The organism is Rhodanobacter sp. FW106-HT46G03 (assembly GCF_058789895.1).
The window spans coordinates 40051-56496 of sequence record NZ_JBYTCC010000001.1; the positions used below are offsets into that span (position 1 = coordinate 40051).

General features: G+C 68.2%; 15 protein-coding genes. 11 read left to right on the forward strand and 4 right to left on the reverse strand.

Going from position 1 to position 16446, the window contains the following annotated elements:
• Position 1 precedes the first annotated feature (1 nt).
• The 3 genes from AC3WP6_RS00205 (at position 2) to AC3WP6_RS00215 (ending at position 2207) form a co-directional block, all read left to right on the forward strand.
• Entirely contained in the window at positions 2-859 is an 858-nt protein-coding gene (locus AC3WP6_RS00205; RefSeq protein ID WP_492625788.1) for a ParB/RepB/Spo0J family partition protein, read from the forward strand.
• A gap of 128 nt (positions 860-987) precedes the next feature.
• A complete protein-coding gene (locus AC3WP6_RS00210; protein WP_492625789.1) occupies positions 988-1704 on the forward strand; it encodes a glycosyltransferase in 717 nt (238 codons plus the stop codon).
• Positions 1705-1835: 131 nt separating this feature from the next.
• On the forward strand, positions 1836-2207 hold the full coding sequence (locus AC3WP6_RS00215; RefSeq protein WP_492625790.1) for a DUF488 domain-containing protein: 372 nt from the start codon (positions 1836-1838) through the stop codon (positions 2205-2207).
• A gap of 15 nt (positions 2208-2222) precedes the next feature.
• Here the strand turns inward: AC3WP6_RS00215 and AC3WP6_RS00220 are convergent, their stop codons facing one another.
• Positions 2223-3140, reverse strand: coding sequence for a patatin-like phospholipase family protein (locus AC3WP6_RS00220; protein ID WP_492625791.1), 918 nt, complete (start codon positions 3138-3140; stop codon positions 2223-2225).
• A 138-nt stretch (positions 3141-3278) separates the two neighbouring features.
• Here AC3WP6_RS00220 and AC3WP6_RS00225 point away from each other — a divergent pair, with 138 nt between their 5' ends.
• Positions 3279-5045: an SLC13 family permease gene (locus AC3WP6_RS00225; protein WP_492625792.1), complete on the forward strand. Its 1767-nt coding sequence runs from the start codon at positions 3279-3281 to the stop codon at positions 5043-5045.
• A gap of 10 nt (positions 5046-5055) precedes the next feature.
• Here the strand turns inward: AC3WP6_RS00225 and AC3WP6_RS00230 are convergent, their stop codons facing one another.
• The gene (locus tag AC3WP6_RS00230; protein WP_492625793.1) at positions 5056-5739 is read right to left on the reverse strand and encodes a type 1 glutamine amidotransferase; all 684 of its coding nucleotides are present in this window, start codon (positions 5737-5739) and stop codon (positions 5056-5058) included.
• 199 nt (positions 5740-5938) lie between these two features.
• Here AC3WP6_RS00230 and AC3WP6_RS00235 point away from each other — a divergent pair, with 199 nt between their 5' ends.
• Both AC3WP6_RS00235 and AC3WP6_RS00240 read left to right on the forward strand, forming a co-directional pair.
• The gene (locus AC3WP6_RS00235; RefSeq protein WP_492625794.1) at positions 5939-7210 is read left to right on the forward strand and encodes an O-acetylhomoserine aminocarboxypropyltransferase/cysteine synthase family protein; all 1272 of its coding nucleotides are present in this window, start codon (positions 5939-5941) and stop codon (positions 7208-7210) included.
• Positions 7211-7213: 3 nt separating this feature from the next.
• Entirely contained in the window at positions 7214-8224 is a 1011-nt protein-coding gene (locus tag AC3WP6_RS00240; protein ID WP_492625795.1) for an NAD(P)H-dependent flavin oxidoreductase, read from the forward strand.
• Positions 8225-8675: 451 nt separating this feature from the next.
• On the opposite strand, the gene gnd is transcribed toward AC3WP6_RS00240, so the two are convergent.
• Positions 8676-9638 carry a phosphogluconate dehydrogenase (NAD(+)-dependent, decarboxylating) gene (gene gnd, locus AC3WP6_RS00245; protein WP_492625796.1) on the reverse strand — a complete coding sequence of 321 codons (963 nt, stop codon included), beginning with the start codon at positions 9636-9638 and terminating at the stop codon, positions 8676-8678.
• Between the two features lie 78 nt (positions 9639-9716).
• Positions 9717-10607 carry an LpxL/LpxP family acyltransferase gene (locus AC3WP6_RS00250; RefSeq protein WP_492625797.1) on the reverse strand — a complete coding sequence of 297 codons (891 nt, stop codon included), beginning with the start codon at positions 10605-10607 and terminating at the stop codon, positions 9717-9719.
• A 79-nt stretch (positions 10608-10686) separates the two neighbouring features.
• Here AC3WP6_RS00250 and dtd point away from each other — a divergent pair, with 79 nt between their 5' ends.
• The 5 genes from dtd to AC3WP6_RS00275 all read left to right on the forward strand — a co-directional run bounded on the left by dtd (position 10687) and on the right by AC3WP6_RS00275 (position 16296).
• On the forward strand, positions 10687-11127 hold the full coding sequence (gene dtd, locus AC3WP6_RS00255; protein WP_492625798.1) for a D-aminoacyl-tRNA deacylase: 441 nt from the start codon (positions 10687-10689) through the stop codon (positions 11125-11127).
• A gap of 133 nt (positions 11128-11260) precedes the next feature.
• A complete protein-coding gene (rpoD, locus tag AC3WP6_RS00260; protein ID WP_492625799.1) occupies positions 11261-13150 on the forward strand; it encodes an RNA polymerase sigma factor RpoD in 1890 nt (629 codons plus the stop codon).
• Positions 13151-13420: 270 nt separating this feature from the next.
• The gene (locus tag AC3WP6_RS00265; protein WP_492625800.1) at positions 13421-13966 is read left to right on the forward strand and encodes a cytochrome b; all 546 of its coding nucleotides are present in this window, start codon (positions 13421-13423) and stop codon (positions 13964-13966) included.
• Positions 13963-14658: a VIT1/CCC1 transporter family protein gene (locus tag AC3WP6_RS00270; protein WP_492625801.1), complete on the forward strand. Its 696-nt coding sequence runs from the start codon at positions 13963-13965 to the stop codon at positions 14656-14658. Before AC3WP6_RS00265 ends, AC3WP6_RS00270 begins: the two co-directional genes overlap by 4 nt.
• An 897-nt stretch (positions 14659-15555) precedes the next feature.
• Positions 15556-16296 carry a hypothetical protein gene (locus AC3WP6_RS00275; protein WP_492625802.1) on the forward strand — a complete coding sequence of 247 codons (741 nt, stop codon included), beginning with the start codon at positions 15556-15558 and terminating at the stop codon, positions 16294-16296.
• Positions 16297-16446: the final 150 nt, after the last annotated feature.

A 16446-nucleotide genomic window follows, 5' to 3' on the forward strand; every position in this document is an offset into this window, starting at 1 on the left:
CATGGCTGCAAAGAAACGAGGTCTGGGGCGCGGCCTGGATGCACTGCTCGGCGGCGACGATGCCGTCGCGGTGCTGGAACAGGAAGGCGAGCTGCGCACGCTGCCGATCGGGCACATCCAGCCCGGCAAGTACCAGCCGCGCCGGCACTGGAACGACGAAGCGCTGGACGAGCTGGCGGCGTCGATCAAGGCGCAGGGCCTGATCCAGCCGGTGGTGGTGCGTGCGCTTGGCCGCAACAAGTACGAACTGATCGCCGGCGAGCGCCGCTGGCGTGCCGCGCAGCGCGCGCAGCTCGCCGAGTTGCCGGCGCTGGTCAAGGACGTGCCCGAAGTGGCGGTGCCGGCGATGGCGCTGATCGAGAACATCCAGCGCCAGGACCTGACCCCGCTCGAAGAGGCCGACGCACTCAAGCGCCTGATCGAGGATTTCGCCCTCACCCACCAGCAGGCCGCCGATGCCGTCGGCCGCTCGCGCGCCGCGGTGTCCAACCTGCTGCGCCTGACCGACCTGCCCGAGGCGATCAAGAAACTGCTCGACGAGGGCAAGCTGGAGATGGGTCACGCGCGCTGCCTGCTCACGCTGGACGAGGCCATCGCGCTGCAGCTCGCGCGGCAGGCGGCCACGCTCGGCTGGTCGGTGCGCGAGCTGGAAGACGCCGCACGTCGCGCGCAGTCCGCGCCCGGCGCCAAGCCCAAGCGCGTCAGCCGCGACCCCAACATCGAGGCGCTGGAGCGCGAGCTGGGCGAGCGCTTTGCCACCCGGGTCGAGGTGGCGACGAGCCGCGGTGGTCGCGGCAAGCTCGTCATCCACTACCACTCCAACGACGAGCTCGAAGGCATCCTCGGCAAGCTGCGTTGAGGCGGGGCGCGCCTTCGCCGGTGGCCGCGGCCGTGTCGGCGGGTTTGCCCGCGAACCCGGCATGCGGCATGCACTAAAATGCGCCCCTGCCGCTGCGTCGCGGCATCCGTTTTCGCCAAGGCCCCACCATGCCGCAGCTTTCCGTCGTCGTCCCGGTGTTCAACGAACGCGACAACATTCCGCCCCTGCTCGCCGAGATTGCCGCCGCGTTGCGCGGCAAGTTCGACTACGAGGTGGTCTACGTCGACGACGATTCCAGCGACGACAGCCGCGCCGTGCTGGCCGCGCAGAAGGCGCAGCACCCGGAGCTGCGCGTGTTGCACCACGTCACCCGCAGCGGGCAGAGCACGGCGGTGTGGCACGGCGTGCAGGCGGCGCGCGGCGCGTGGGTGGCCACCCTCGACGGTGATGGCCAGAATGATCCGGCCGACATTCCCAGGCTGCTCGCCGCGCGCGATGCGGCACCGCCGGAGGTGAAGCTGTTTGCCGGCTGGCGCACCACGCGGCGTGACAGCTTTAACAAGCGCATCTCCTCAAAAATCGCCAATGCGGTGCGCTCGCGCATGCTCAGGGACGCCACTCCGGATACCGGCTGCGGCCTGAAACTCTTCGAGCGCGAGCTGTTTCTGCGCCTGCCGTATTTCGACCACATGCACCGCTACCTGCCGGCGCTGGTCAAGCGTGCCGGCTATGCCAGCGTCAGCGTGCCGGTGGGCCACCGCCCACGCACGGCGGGGGTGTCCAAGTACGGCATGCTGGATCGCCTGTGGGTGGGCCTGGCCGACCTGCGCGGGGTGGCGTGGTTGATGCGCCGGGCCAAGGTGACGCGCGTCGAAGAGCTGTAACCGTCGGCGACAATTCCGGTCTTTGGCGCGGCTGCCGAAGGCGCGCGGCCGCGCTTGCGGACCCGGATCGCATCACGCCTGCGTGACCGCACGCGCGTATCCTGCAAAGGGATAGTTGCAGGAGTCTTGTCATGAGCATTGCCATCAAGCGCGTGTACGAACCGGCCGCGAAGAGCGACGGCTACCGCGTGCTGATCGACCGGTTGTGGCCGCGCGGTCTCAGGAAGGAAGCGGTGCCGCTCGATGTGTGGGCGAAGGAGCTGGCGCCGTCGACCGAGCTGCGCAAGTGGTTCGGCCACGATCCGGCGCTGTGGAGCGGGTTTCAGCAGCGTTATGTTGCCGAGCTGGACCAGCTCAAGGCGCAGTGGCAGCCGATCGCCGAACGCGCGGCAAGCCACCCGGTCACCATCCTGTTTGGCGCGCACGACACCGCGCACAACAACGCGGTGGTGATGAAGGCTTATTTCGAAAAGTGGCTGCACGCGCAGGGCAAGAAGCCATAGCCGCTGCGCGCGGCATCAGGCGTCCGCGTCTTGCGCCGTTGGCGGCCATGTTGCCAACGCCTCGTGTGCGGCCGCGCGTCCCAACTCGATCAGGTCGCGCGCGCGGTAAAACTCGTAGGCGCTGGCGATGTTGCGCGGCAGCTGGATCAAGAGATCCGGCTCGTAGGCGGCGAGACGCAAGCGGGCCAGGTTGGCCTGCATCAGCTCGATCGACTGCGCCAGCAGTTCCAGCGCGCCCGGCTCGCGTGCGGCTGCCATATCGCGGTGCGCGAGCAGGCGGTTGACGAAGGCGCCGATGCGCTGGCGGTAACCGGCCACCACGGCCGGCTCGGTGGCCGGCGCGGCAACGGCTGTCGGCGGCTTGCTGGCGGCGCCGTCGAGGCTTACCGCAATGACGTAATCGGCGCGCTCGCGGATCAGCGGCGTCACCGGCACCGGGTTCAGCAGCGCGCCGTCGACGCAGCGGTGGCCGTCGACCAGGTGCGGACGAAAAATGGTGGGGATCGCGATCGACGCACGGATGGCGTCGAACAACGGCCCGCGCGTCAGCCACATTTCGCGGCCGCGGTCGATGTCGGTGGCGACCGCGGTGTAGGCGATCGGCAGTTTCTCGATCAGCGTGTCGCCGATCAGCTCGCGCATGGTGTCGATGATGCGGTCGCCCTTGATCAGCCCGCCGGAAAGCGTCCAGTCGACCAGCCGCAGCACGTCGAGCTTGGCCAGCGACACCACCCAGTCGCGGTACACGTCGAGTTTGCCCATCGCGTGGATGCCGCCGATCAGTGCGCCCATCGAGCTGCCGGCAATGGCGGTGACGTGGCAACCGCGCGCGGTCAGCTCCTCGATCACGCCGATGTGCGCGAGGCCTTTCGCGCCGCCGGCGCCGAGCGCCAGCGCAATCGTCGGGCCTCGCGTTGCAGGGTTGTCGGTCATGCCGCCATTGTGCCGCGGATCGGGCCGCGGTGATTTCCTGCCCGCTGGATGCTCGCGTAGCATGGGCGGCGTGGCGCCGTCGCCGGCGCGGAGGGGAGCGATGCCGATGAGCCGACGGGCGCTGCGCAGGATGGCTGCATGACGTGGCAGGCGTGGGCGCTGACCGGTGTGATCGCGCTGGCGATGGCGTTGTTCGCCAGCGAGAAGCTGCGCATCGACCTCGTCGCGTTGCTGGTGTTGTGTGCGCTGGTGGTGCTGGGCATCGTCAGTCCGGCGCAGGCGCTGGTCGGGTTCAGCAACGAGGCCACGGTGACGGTGGCGGCGATGTTCGCGCTGTCGATCGGCATCGAGCGCTCGGGCGCGCTGGAACCCCTGAGCCGGCTCCTGATGCGCATCCGCCGGCCGTGGCTGTTGACGCTCACGCTGATGCTGGCGATCGCACCGCTCGGCGCGTTCATCAAGAACATCGCGCTGGTGGCGATGTTCCTGCCGCTGGCGCTGCGCGTGTGCCAGCGCACCGGCACCTCGCCGGCGCGGGTGCTGATGCCGATGGCGTACGCCGCGCAGATGGGCGGCGTGTGCACGCTGATCGGCACCTCGTCGAACCTGTTGGCCGATTCGCTGGCGCAACAACACGGGCTGGCCAGCTTCGGCGTGTTCGAGTTCACCGGCATGGGCGCGCTCCTGGCGGTGGCCGGCATCACCTATTTGATGCTGGTCGGGCGTTGGCTGTTGCCGCGCCACATCGCCGCCGACGACCTCGAAGAGGAGGAGATCGGCAAGTACGTTACCGAGTTGGCGCTGGGGGGCAGTTCGCCGCTGGTCGGCAAGCGCATTGCCGACGTGCACCTGGGCGAACGCTACGGCGTGTATCCGCTGGAGCTGTTGCGCGGTGAGCGGCGCATGTGGTCGCCGCGCTCGCAGCAATTGCAGGCGGGCGACGTGTTGCTGGTGCGCGGCGACTGGGAAAAGATCGAGGACTTCCAGCGCCGCGCGCACCTGCGCAACGTGCCGGAAAGCCGCTACGCGCCGGATACCGGCCACCCACGCGTGCTGGCCGAGATGATGGTGGCGCCGGCGAGCCTGGCCGAAGGCCGGCGGCTGGCGGAGACCGATCTCGGTCGGCGCCCGGATGCGGTCGCGCTTGCCATCCATCGCCGTGGCCAAGTGCTGCGCGACAAGTTGGCTGACGTGAGCCTCGCGGTGGGCGACGTGCTGCTGGTGCTGGTGGAGGAGGGGAGCATGTCGTCGCTGCGCTCCGACGAGGCCTTCATCGTGCTCAGCGAGCGCAGCGACACCCGCCGGCTGTCGCGCAAGGCGCTGTACGCCATCGCGATCATGGCCGGCGTGGTGCTGGTCTCCGGCCTGCGCTGGCTGCCGATTCCGGTGGCGGCCCTCTGCGGCGCCGCGGCGATGGCGCTGACCGGCTGTTTCGGCCGCAAGGACGTGTACGAAGGCATGGACTGGAAAATCATCGTGCTGCTTGGCGCGATTTTGCCGCTGGGCACGGCAATCGAAAGCACCGGGCTGTCGCACGCCGTGGTGGAAGCCGGACTCGGCCTGATCGGCAACCACGGGCCGCTGGCGGCGCTGCTCATGGTGTACCTCTTGACCGCGCTGCTGACCGAGCTGATGGGCCACAACCCGTCGGTGGTGCTGATGGTGGGCATTGCCGTCAGCGTGGCGCACGCGATTGGCGCCGATCCGCGGCCGTTCGTGGTGGCGGTCGCGTTTGCCGCCGCCACCAGCTTTGCGACCCCGGTCGGCTACCCGACCAACACCATGGTGTATTACGCCGGCGGTTACCGGTTCACCGACTTCATGAAGGTCGGCATTCCCTTGATTGCCTTGTTCTGCACGCTGTCGATGTGGCTGATTCCGAGGTTCTGGCCGTTCTACCCGTGAGCAACCCGCTTCAGCGCACCAGGTAATCGAGCACGCGCGTCATCTGCGCCGTGAGCGCGGCGTAGCGCGCGGGCGGCGCGGCAAGAATCTTCGCGGCATCCTGCACGCAGGGCGCCGGCACCAGCTCGTGGCGGCAATGTTCGACCATCGTCTGCGCGTTGGCCGGCGTGGTTTCCAGGTGGCATTGCAGGCCGATACAGCGCGCGCCGAACTGGAACGCCTGCTGCGCGCAGGCGGCGCTGCGTGCGAGCTGGATGGCGCCGGATGGCAGCTCGAAGGTATCGCCGTGCCAGTGGAAGGCATCGAGCGTTGGCGGAAACGCGAACGTGTCGCCCGCGTGCGCGCAGGCGGTGACCGGAAACCAGCCGATCTCCTGGTGCGTGCCGCGGTAGACGCGCGCACCGAGCGCGCTGGCGATCAGCTGCGCACCCAGGCAGACGCCCAGCACCGGCGTGCCGGCGCGCACCGCCGCACCAATGAAGCGCTTTTCCGCTGCTAGCCACGGCAGTTCGGCCTCGTCGTTCACGCCCATCGGACCGCCCAGCACGACGAGCAGATCGAAGCTCTCGGCAGCCGGCAACCGCGGGGCAAGATCGAACCGCGTGGTGGCCACCGCGGCCTGGCGCGTGGCCAGCCAGTCGGCAATCGAGCCGAGCCCTTCAAACGGAACGTGCTGGAACACCCGAACGCGCATGGACTGGGCCGCGAATGACGAAGTGCGCAGTATGCCGCGCGGCTTCGGCTTCGGCCTGACCGGCTTCGTGAAAGGCCCGCCGGAATGAATCCCGCCGGACATTTGCTCATGCGCGAAGGTCATATCGCCATGCCGGGTTTGGCCGGCGCAAACGCCTACACTCGGGCGATGCGACGACACCCCCGAGGAGGAGCCCGACATGCAACGTGAAACCATTGCCATCCACGGCGGCTTTGCCGGCGACCCGCAGACGCATTCGGTGGTGGTGCCGATCTACCAGACCACCAGCTACTACTTCGACAGCACCCAGCACGGTGCGGACCTGTTCGACCTGAAGGTGCCGGGCAACATCTACACGCGCATCCAGAACCCCACTACCGACGTGCTCGAACAGCGGGTGGCGCTGCTCGAGGGCGGGCTGGCCGGGCTCGCGTTCGCCTCCGGCATGGCGGCGATCACCGCGGCGGTGCTGACGCTGGCGAAGGCTGGCGACAACCTCGTCGCCACCAGTCAGGTCTACGGCGGCACCTACACCTTCTTCAAGCACACGCTGAAGGATCTCGGCATCGAGGCGCGGCTGGTGGATGGACGCGACCCGCAGGCGTTCGCCGCCGCGATCGACGCCAACACCAGGCTGGTCTACTGCGAGTCGGTCGGCAACCCGGCCGGCAACATCGTCGACCTCGCAGCGATCGCCAAGGTGGCGCATGCGCAGGGCGTGCCGCTGGTGGTGGACAACACGGTGCCCACGCCGGTCCTGTGCCGGCCGATCGAGCACGGCGCCGACATCGTGGTGCATGCGCTCACCAAGTACCTCGGCGGCCACGGCAACAGTATCGGCGGCATCGTCATCGACTCCGGCAAGTTCGCCTGGCGCGGCAACCCGCGCTTTCCGCAGTTCTCCACGCCGGAAGCGGCCTATCACGGCGTGGTCTACGTGGATGACTTTGGCGACGCGGCGTTCATTGCCCGCGCGCGCACCGTCGCGTTGCGCAACACCGGCGGCGCGATTTCGCCGTTCAATGCGTTCCTGATCCTGCAGGGCATCGAAACCCTGGCGCTGCGTATGGAGCGCCATTGCAGCAATGCGCTGGCGATCGCGAAACATCTCAAGGCGCACCCCAAGGTGAGCTGGGTGAACTTCGGCGGGTTGGAGGGCGACCGCGACTACGCGTTGGCGCAAAAGTACATGGACGGCGGCATCCCCTCCTCGTTGTTCACCTTCGGCGTCAAGGGCGACCGCGCCGCGTGCGCGCGGTTCATGGACCAGCTGCAGATCATCAAGCGCCTGGTGAACATCGGCGACGCCAAGACGCTGGCTTGTCACCCGGCCACCACCACCCATCGCCAGTTGAACGACGAGGAGCTCAAGGCCGCCGGCGTCAGCGCCGATCTGGTGCGCCTGTGCGTGGGCATCGAGCATGTGGACGACCTGATTGCCGACATCGACCAGGCGCTGGCGGTGGTGTGAGCCATGCACGCTGCCTTGCACACGCCGCTGCTGGATGCCCTGCACTGCACGGTGCCGATCATGCTGGCCGGCATGGGCGGCGTCGCGCGCAGCGGGCTCGCCGCGGCGGTGGCCAACGCCGGCGGTTTTCCGGTGATGGGCATGGTGCGCGAGCCGGTGGCACTCATCGAGCGTGAGGTCGCCGCGCTGCGGGCGGCCACGCGCGCCGACCTGCACTTTGCGATCAACCTGATTCCCGGCTCGTGCGAACCCGCGCTGCTGCGCGCCGCGGTGGCCGCCTGCCTGCGCCTCAAGGTGCCGGCAATGGTGCTGTTCTGGGAGGTCGACCGCGAGCTCGTCCGCCGGCTGAAGGGCGAGGGCGTGCAGGTGATCCACCAGGTGGGCAGTTGCCGCGATGCCGAGGCTGCACTGGAAGCCGGCTGCGATGCGCTGGTTGCGCAGGGTGTGGAAGCCGGCGGCCACGTGCGTGGCGAGGTGTCCACGTTCGCCCTGTTGCCCGAGGTGGTGGCGCTCGCCGGCGATGTGCCGGTCGCGGCTTCCGGCGGCATCGCGTCGGGTGCGGGGCTGGTCGCGGCGCTGGCGCTCGGCGCGCAAGCGGTGAGCCTGGGCAGCGCGTTTCTCGCAACGACCGAGTCCTTCGCCCACCCGCATCACCGCCAGCGGGTGGTGGAAGCGCGCGCCGAAGACACTCTGCGCACCACGGTGTTTGCGCGCAATTGGAAGATCACCGCGCCGGTACGCGTGCTGCCCAACGCGGTCACGCGCGGGTACTACGACACGCTCACCGACGCCCAGAAAAACCAGCCCATCGCCTGGCAGGACGGCGGGGCGCCGGTGTACCCGTTCTCCACCGACTCGCCGATGGTCGACGCCACCGGCCGCCTCGACGACATGGCGATCTACGCCGGGCAATCCATCGGCCAGATCCACGACGTGGTGCCCGCCGGCGAACGCATCGCGCGGATCATGCGCGAGGCCGAGGCGACGCTGGCGCGGCTGCGCGGCGCTGGCTGACTCGCAAGAGGCCGCTTGCGGTTGCGGCCAGTTTGGCCTTCCGTCAAGCGCACTGTTACTCGCCGGCGGGCCCTGCGACGGTTCGCCGGGGCTGCAATGCTTTTGCTTCTGGCGCGCACGATGCGCGCCGCTTTTCCCGGGGCCCCTCGGCGGCGGTGAGGCGGGGTGGGAAAAGCCGCGCAGCGGGCGAGGCCATGGATGGCCTCGCCTTTTCGCGCGGGCACGATGCCCGCTCGAAAAGCCCCGCCCCGCCTCACGGACTTTTTGCCCATGGACGGGCAAAAAGCGCCGCCGCGGGGTGCCGTTTTCTCTTGGCTACTTCTCTTTTGGGCAAGCAAAAGAGAAGTAGCTCGGGCCGCGTCAGCGGCACGAAACCGCTCTGACGCCACATCAGCCGCTGAAGCCTGCAAAGAAGCGCATGACTGCAACGGTCGCTGCGCCGGGTGTCGCCTTACTTGCCTTCGTGCTTGATCGCGTGCCCGCCGAATTCGTTGCGCATGGCGGAGAGCAGCTTGTCGGTGAACGATTCGCTGTCGCGCGAACGCAGGCGCTCGATCAGCGAGGCGGTGATGATCGGCGCCGGCACGTCGAGGTCGATCGCCTCGGCCACCGTCCAGCGGCCTTCGCCGGAGTCGGGCACGAACGGCGCGATGCCGTCCATTTTCGGGTTCTTGCCGAGCGCGTCGGTGGTGAGGTCGAGCAACCACGAGCGCACCACGCTGCCGTAGCGCCAGATTTCGCCGACCTGGTGCAGGTCGAGGCCGAACTCCTGCTTGTGGCCGAGGATGGCGAAGCCCTCGGCGTACGACTGCATCAGACCGTATTCGATGCCGTTGTGGACCATCTTGGTGAAGTGGCCGGAGCCGACCGGGCCGACCCGGCCCCAGCCCTGATCCTTGGCCGGCGCCAGGGTTTCGAAGATGGGTTTCAGACGTTCCACCGTGGCCGCGTCGCCGCCGACCATCATGCTGTAGCCCTCGGCCAGCCCCCACACGCCACCGCTGGTGCCGCAGTCGACATAACCCAGGCCGTGCTCCGCGTACAGCGCGGCGCGGCGCAGGGTGTCCTTGTAGTTGGAGTTGCCGCCGTCGATCAGCACGTCGCCCTTGGCCAAGAGCGGCAGCAGCGCATTCACGGTGTCGTCGGTGATCTTGCCGGAGGGCACCATCGACCACAGCACGCGCGGCGTGGGCAGGGCAGCGACCAGCGCCGCCAGCGAGTCGGTGCTGGCAATGCCGCGCGCGGCGGCAGCCTTGCGCGCCTCGTTGCCGGGGTCGAAGCCGGTTACCTGGTGGCCACCGTGCACCAGCCGCTCCGCCATGTTGGCGCCCATCTTGCCCAGCCCGATCATGCCCAGTTGCATCGTGTCGCTCCGTCTTGATTGAAGGAAAGGCGCCTGCGGCCATCCGCACACGCGGCGCGTCGTATTGCACGCGTTGCACTGCACCACGTTACGCGGCCGCGCGTGTGATCCATGTCAGCGCGACACCACTCAAGCCGGCGGGTCGTAGGGGCTGGGCTGGTCGTAGCGGGTGTAGCGCTTGTAATGCCATTGGTACTGGGCGAAGGCGCGCTCCACGCATACCTCCACCCCGCGATTGAGCGCGCGGCAGGCTACCGCGGGGTCGGCGTCGTCGATGCCGCCCGGTGCCGGCAGCACGTGGATGCGGTAGCCGGCGCCGCGCGGCAGGCGCTCGGCAAACAGAAACAGCACGGTGGCGCCGGTGCGTGCCGCCAGCCGCGGCAGCAGCACCATGGTGAGCGCGTCGCGACCAAAAAATGGCGCAAATTGACCTTCGCCGGCACGCGGTTTCTGGTCGGGCAGGATGCCCACCGTGCCGCCGGCGGCGAGCCGCCGGTACAGCGTGCGCACGCCGGCGCCCTCGGCGCGCACCTGCTCGGGTGCGAACGCGCCGCGCACCTTGCGCAGCAGGCCTTCCACCGCGGCGATGCGCGGCGGCCGGTAGAGGATGGCCATCGGCGTCTTCGCGCACAGCCAGTAGTTCAGGACTTCCCAGCAGCCCAGGTGCGGCGCGGCCACGATCACGCCCCTGCCGGACTTGAGCGCGGCGTCGAACAGCGCCTCGCCACGCACTTCGCGCACCAGCTGCAGTGCCTTGCGTGGGCTCGAGCCCCAGATTTTCACCACCTCGGCCAGCGTCTTGCCGTCTTCCGCCATCGCCTCACGCACCAGCGCGGCGCGCGCGGCGGGGTCGAGCTGCGGCCGGGCGATCGCCAGGTTCACCTGCGCATGCCTGGCGCTGGCGGCGCGAAGGGCCAGTGCGAGTCGACCAACGCCGGCGCCGAGCGCATGCAGCGCGCGCAGCGGCAGCAGGGCAAACAGGCGCAACAACAGGTAGATCACGAACATGTCCGGGCGCATCCGGCGAGTTTAAGTGAATGCGCTTCCCGCGGTGGCGCGGCGCGCTTATGCTGCACGCTTCGCCCGCGAGCCAGTGGCCATGATCGCGTTGATCCAGCGCGTGCGTTCCGCGCGTGTCGAGGTGGAAGGGGAAACCATCGGTGCGATCGACGCCGGCCTGCTGGCACTGGTCGCCGTGCAGCCGGCCGACGGCGAGCCGCAGGCGCAGCGCATGTGCGAGCGGCTGCTGGGCTACCGCGTGTTTGCCGATGCGGCCGGCAAAATGAACCGCTCGCTCACCGATACCGGTGGCGGCCTGTTGCTGGTAAGCCAATTCACCCTTGCGGCCGATACCCATAGCGGCATGCGCCCGAGCTTTGCCCGCGCCGCCGAACCGGGCGCCGGGCGGCGCTGGTTCGAGCGGCTTTTGGAATTGGCGCGCGCGGCACATCCCCGGGTGGAAACCGGGCGCTTCGGTGCCCATATGGTGGTCAGCCTGGTGAATGACGGGCCAGTGACGTTCTGGCTGGATACCGGCTGACTGGAAGTGCGCAAGTGCGTGATGCGGCACGGTTTTTGCTTCAACGTGCCATGGCCTTTTCTACTTGAAACCTGGGCAAAAAAGCGTCACATCGCTATAATGTCCGGTTCTTGAACCCTGCGGCGGTCGGTGAATGAACAACAAAATCCACGAGCAACAATCCGAGATCAAGGCGCTCATCTCCAAGGGGCTCGAACAGGGTTATCTGACTTACGCGGAAATCAACGACCACCTGCCGGACGACATCGTCGATGCCGAGCAGATCGAAGACATCATGGCGGTGCTCAAGGGCGTCGGCATCGAAGTGCACGATGCCGCCCCCGACGCCGACCCGCTCGCCGACAACGCGCCCAGCGCGACCAGCGACGACGAGGCCGCCGAAGAAGCCGTGGCGCTGCTGTCCGCGGTCGACTCCGAGGTGGGCCGCACCACCGACCCGGTGCGCATGTACATGCGCGAGATGGGCACGGTCGAACTGCTGACCCGCGAGGGCGAGATCGCCATCGCCAAGCGCATCGAGGAGGGCCTCTCGCAGGTGCAGAACGCGCTGGCGAGCTTCCCGCTCACCATCGAGCTGCTGCTCGGCGAGTACGACCAGCACCTGGACGGCAAGCGCCGCCTGTCCGAAATCCTTGCCGGCTTCCTTGATCTCGAAGCCGCCGCCGACGCCGCGCGCGAAGAGCGCGAAGCCGCTGCCGCCAAGGCCGCCGAAGAGCGCGAAGCCGCCGGCGACGACGGCGAGGCGGACGAGGACGACGCAGACGACGAGACCGCCAGCGAGGAAGAAGAGGAGGCCGGTCCGACCGGCCCCGACCCGGAGGAGGTCAAGCGCCGCATGGAGCTCCTGCGCGACTACTACGCGAAGTTCCAGAAGGCCGCGCTCAAGGCCACCGGCATCACCGACAAGAAGATCGTCAAGCTGCGCGACCAGATGGCCGAGGAGTTCCTGAAGCTCAAGCTGCCCAGCGCGCTGATCGACGGCTTCGTGCGCAAGCTGCGCGAGGTGGTGGGCGACATCCGCCACCACGAGCGCGCGCTGATGGACATCTTCGTCAAGCAGGTGAAGATGCCCAAGACCGAGTTCCTCAAGACCTTCCCCAGCAACGAAGGCAACGCCGAGTGGGTCGCCGAGCTCGCGCGCAAGCGGCAAAAGTGGACGCCCAACATCAAGAGTCACCGCGAGGCGATCGACGCCGAGCAGGAGAAGCTTGCCGCGATCGAAAAGAAGCTGTTCCTGCCGCTCACCGACATCAAGGACATCAACCGCGCCATGGCCTCGGGCGAGGCCAAGGCCCGCCGCGCGAAAAAGGAAATGGTCGAGGCCAACCTGCGCCTCGTGATCTCCATCGCCAAGAAGTACACCAACCGCGGCCTGCAGTTCCTGGATCTGATCCAGGAGGGCAACATCGGCCTGATGAAGGCGGTCGACAAGTTCGAATACCGCCGCGGCTACAAGTTCTCGACCTACGCCACCTGGTGGATCCGCCAGGCCATCACCCGCTCGATCGCCGACCAGGCGCGCACCATCCGCATCCCGGTGCACATGATCGAGACGATCAACAAGTTGAATCGCATCAGCCGCCAGATGCTGCAGCAATACGGCCGCGAAGCCACGCCGGAAGAGCTGGCCAAGGCGATGGAAATGCCCGAGGACAAGATCCGCAAGGCGCTCAAGATCGCCAAGGAACCGATCTCGATGGAAACCCCGATCGGCGACGACGAGGATTCCCACTTGGGCGACTTCATCGAGGACGGCAACGCTTCCTCGCCGGTCGATTCGGCCACCGAAACCGGCCTGATGGAAACCGTGCGCGACGTGCTCGCCGGCCTGACCCCGCGCGAAGCCAAAGTGCTGCGCATGCGCTTCGGCATCGACATGAATACCGACCACACCTTGGAAGAGGTCGGCAAGCAGTTCGATGTCACCCGCGAGCGCATCCGCCAGATCGAGGCCAAGGCCCTGCGCAAGCTGCGCCACCCTTCGCGCAGCGAACAACTGCGTTCGTTCCTCGACGTGGAGTGACGCTTGCCCCCGCCGCGTGCGGGGGTGGGAGAAGACAGCAACCGACGGCCGCGCAAGCGGCCGTCGTCGTGTGCAGCTACCACGGGAATCCACGCTGCGGCTGGCGCCGACGACTCAGGGGTGCCACAGTTTCGGCGCGCAGCATGCGGGCTGCCGGTCGGCGGCGTGTCGGCCCGGCCATGTCCGGTTCGGCGCGTTCGCCGCCGGGAGTCCGGCCACGCCATCCAACTTGCGGGGAGTGCACCACCCATGACGCCGACATCGCCTTCCATGGATGCCCAAACCGTTGCCGTGCGTTACGACGGCACCACGATCCTGCTGCATTGGCTCACCGCACTGCTGGTGCTGGCGCTGTTCACGCTGGCGGTCACTTGGGGCCTGTTCGAGCGCGACACCCGCAAGCAGCTCCAGTCGCTGCACATCTCGCTCGGCATCCTGCTCGCAGTGGTACTCGTGGTGCGCATCGCATGGCGCACCACCCGCGGCCGGCGCCTGCCGCTCGCCATCGAAGGATTGCAGGGCAAGGCCGCGCGCGGCATGCACTACCTGCTGTACGCACTGCTCGCGCTGCAGGTGGTGCTTGGGTTTACGTGGCGCTGGGCGCAGGCGGAAAGCTTCCAGTTCTTCGGCCTGGTGCAACTGCAGTTCGCCACCCTCCACCGTGCGGCGCTGGATGACGTCCTGGGCGAGCTGCACGACATCAACGGCTGGACCATCGTCATCCTCGCCGGCCTGCATGCCGCGGTGGCGCTGGTGCACCACTACGTGCTGAAGGATGGCGTGCTGCAGCGCATGCTCGGCGGTAGCCGCGCATGAGCCGGCTGCACCGCGAGAGTCATCGCGCCAGCCGCATCGGCTGGCTGCGCGCTGCGGTGCTGGGCGCGAACGACGGCATCATCTCCACCGCCAGCCTGATCCTGGGCGTGGCCGCGGCGGCGACCGGCAAGGGCGACGTGCTGGTCGCGGGGCTGGCCGGTTGGGTCGCCGGCGCGATGTCGATGGCCGCCGGCGAGTACGTCTCGGTGAGCTCGCAGGCGGACACCGAGCGTGCCGACCTGGCGCGCGAGGAGCGCGAGCTGGCCGAAGACCCCGCCTCCGAAGCGCACGAGCTGGCGCAGATCTACGAGGCGCGCGGTCTCACCCCGGAGCTGGCGCATGCGGTTGCCGCGCAGCTCATGGCGCACGACGCGCTGCGCGCGCATGCCCAGGACGAGCTGGGCATCTCCGAACGCACCGCGGCGCGTCCGCTGCAGGCGGCGCTGACCTCGGCGGTCACCTTCTCGGCCGGCGCCGCCGCACCATTGCTGCTGGTGCTCGCCGCGCCCGGTGCCCACCTCGTGCCGGCCGTGGCCATCGGCTCGATCCTGTTTCTCGTCCTGCTCGGCGTGATCGGCGCCGGCGCCGGCGGCGCCCACCCGCTGCGCCCGGCCGCGCGCGTCGTGCTGTGGGGCGCGCTGGCGATGGCCATCACCTCCGGCATCGGGGCGCTGGTGGGCAAGGCGCTGTAGCCGGCTGCTGGCGTGGATGGGGCGTGGTTTTGCGTGCGTGCCTTGCTACCATGGGCGCTCGGGCCTATAGCTCAACGGTTAGAGCAGGGGACTCATCGAAAGGTGCCGCCGCGCCGGAAGGCGCGGACGGGAACGGGATGAATTCAGGGAAACCGCAGCGGCGCCCACGCGGCCGGCGGCAATCCTGAGCCAAGCCGCCGGTACACCGGCGGAAGGTGCAGAGACTACCTGGGGGCTTGAGCGCCCTTCATCACAGGCAAGAGCGTCCCGCGCCCCACCCGCTTCACGAAGCGAAGGGCGAAGAGATAGTCCGCGCCGGGGAGAAACCCCCGGACCACGCGAATCCCTTGGTTCCAGGTTCGAATCCTGGTGGGCCCACCAACTCCACCGTGCCTTCAGCCCGGTGTGTGGGAAACCATAAAGTGGCCATCCGCTACCCAAGGTTATCCGACGGAGAGTGATCTGAAGTGGCATGGGGTGGAGGGTGCCGCAGGCCACATGAAGGCCATGCTGGCCGCCGTCGCAGCTTTTGCATCGACGATGATGTGGCCTGCGCAAGTGGCGAGCCGGCCTGCTTCACGTGCGTTGCGTTTGCGGCTGCGTCCGTGTCTTCTTTTGAGTGAGTGCACGTTGCGCCCGCTGCGTGACCGCTGGCGCGTGCCTACCGCATCGTGCGCTGCCCTGGGCACACGCCACTCGCGCATCGCGGCACACCGGAAACGGCACCAAAAACCGGACCACGGCGTGGCCCGGCGCTTTCGCCGGTACTCATGTAGAGTGACCGCCGCCTCACGGGTGGCGCACCGACGCCGGCCCACGAGAAACCGGGATTCAACCACACGCAATCGCATCATGCTGGCGCGCCGGTCAAGCCGGCACCGGCAGACGGGGAAAACGATGGAACGCTTTGTTGTCTATCTGCCGCGCTGGTTGCGCTGGGCCTTGCTGGGGGCGCTCACGCTGCTGGTGGCCGGTTTCGCCACGGCTTTCTTTATCGGCATCAACCGGCCGGGATTCCGCGACTGGCTGCCGGCGTCGGTGTCGGTGATCCAGATCGCGTTGACGGCGCTCGCCTATGTACTGCTGGTGTTTTTCACCGAATCCGGCCAGAGCCCCGTGGCGCTCGAGCGCCGCGCGGAACACGTGCTCACTCACCTGCTGCCGCATGCGCTGGCGCGCATCACCGACGCGCGCGGTCTCGCGGTGGAAGTCGCCACCGGCGCGCGCAGCGGCGTGATCGGCCATGACTACACCCTGCACGCCGCAGACGGCGACCTGCGCACATGGGTGGGGATCAACGTGCACCGCGCCATCGTGATCCTGTTCTGCGCGTGGCCGGACGACTTGGACAAGACGGCCTTCCTGCAGCGTCTGCGGGAAACCTTCGCCGACACCATCCGCGGCGCCAAGGCGGTCGGCTACGACGAGCCGAACTTCCAGGCCGAGCACCTCGATGGTCGCCGTTTCGCATCCATCTGGCTCACCTGGAATATTCGCACGCAGGAGGATTTCCTCACCCACTCACCGACCCAGCTGTTTTTCGTGCAGGACGTGGCACTGATGCTGCAGTCCTTCCTGCGCACCGCGCATCGCAGCGGCATGGCACTGTCGACCCCGCTGACGCCGATGCCGCTGTAGCGCCGCCGGTCGGCGCACACCCACCCGGCGACGTTTCCCTCCGGGGCGGTTCATCCGCCTCACGCAGAAAGCCGATGATCGGTGCTTCGGCAAAACGCTGCTTCACGTCCCATCTCCTGCAACTGGGGGATCGGACTCCAAGCCACGGTG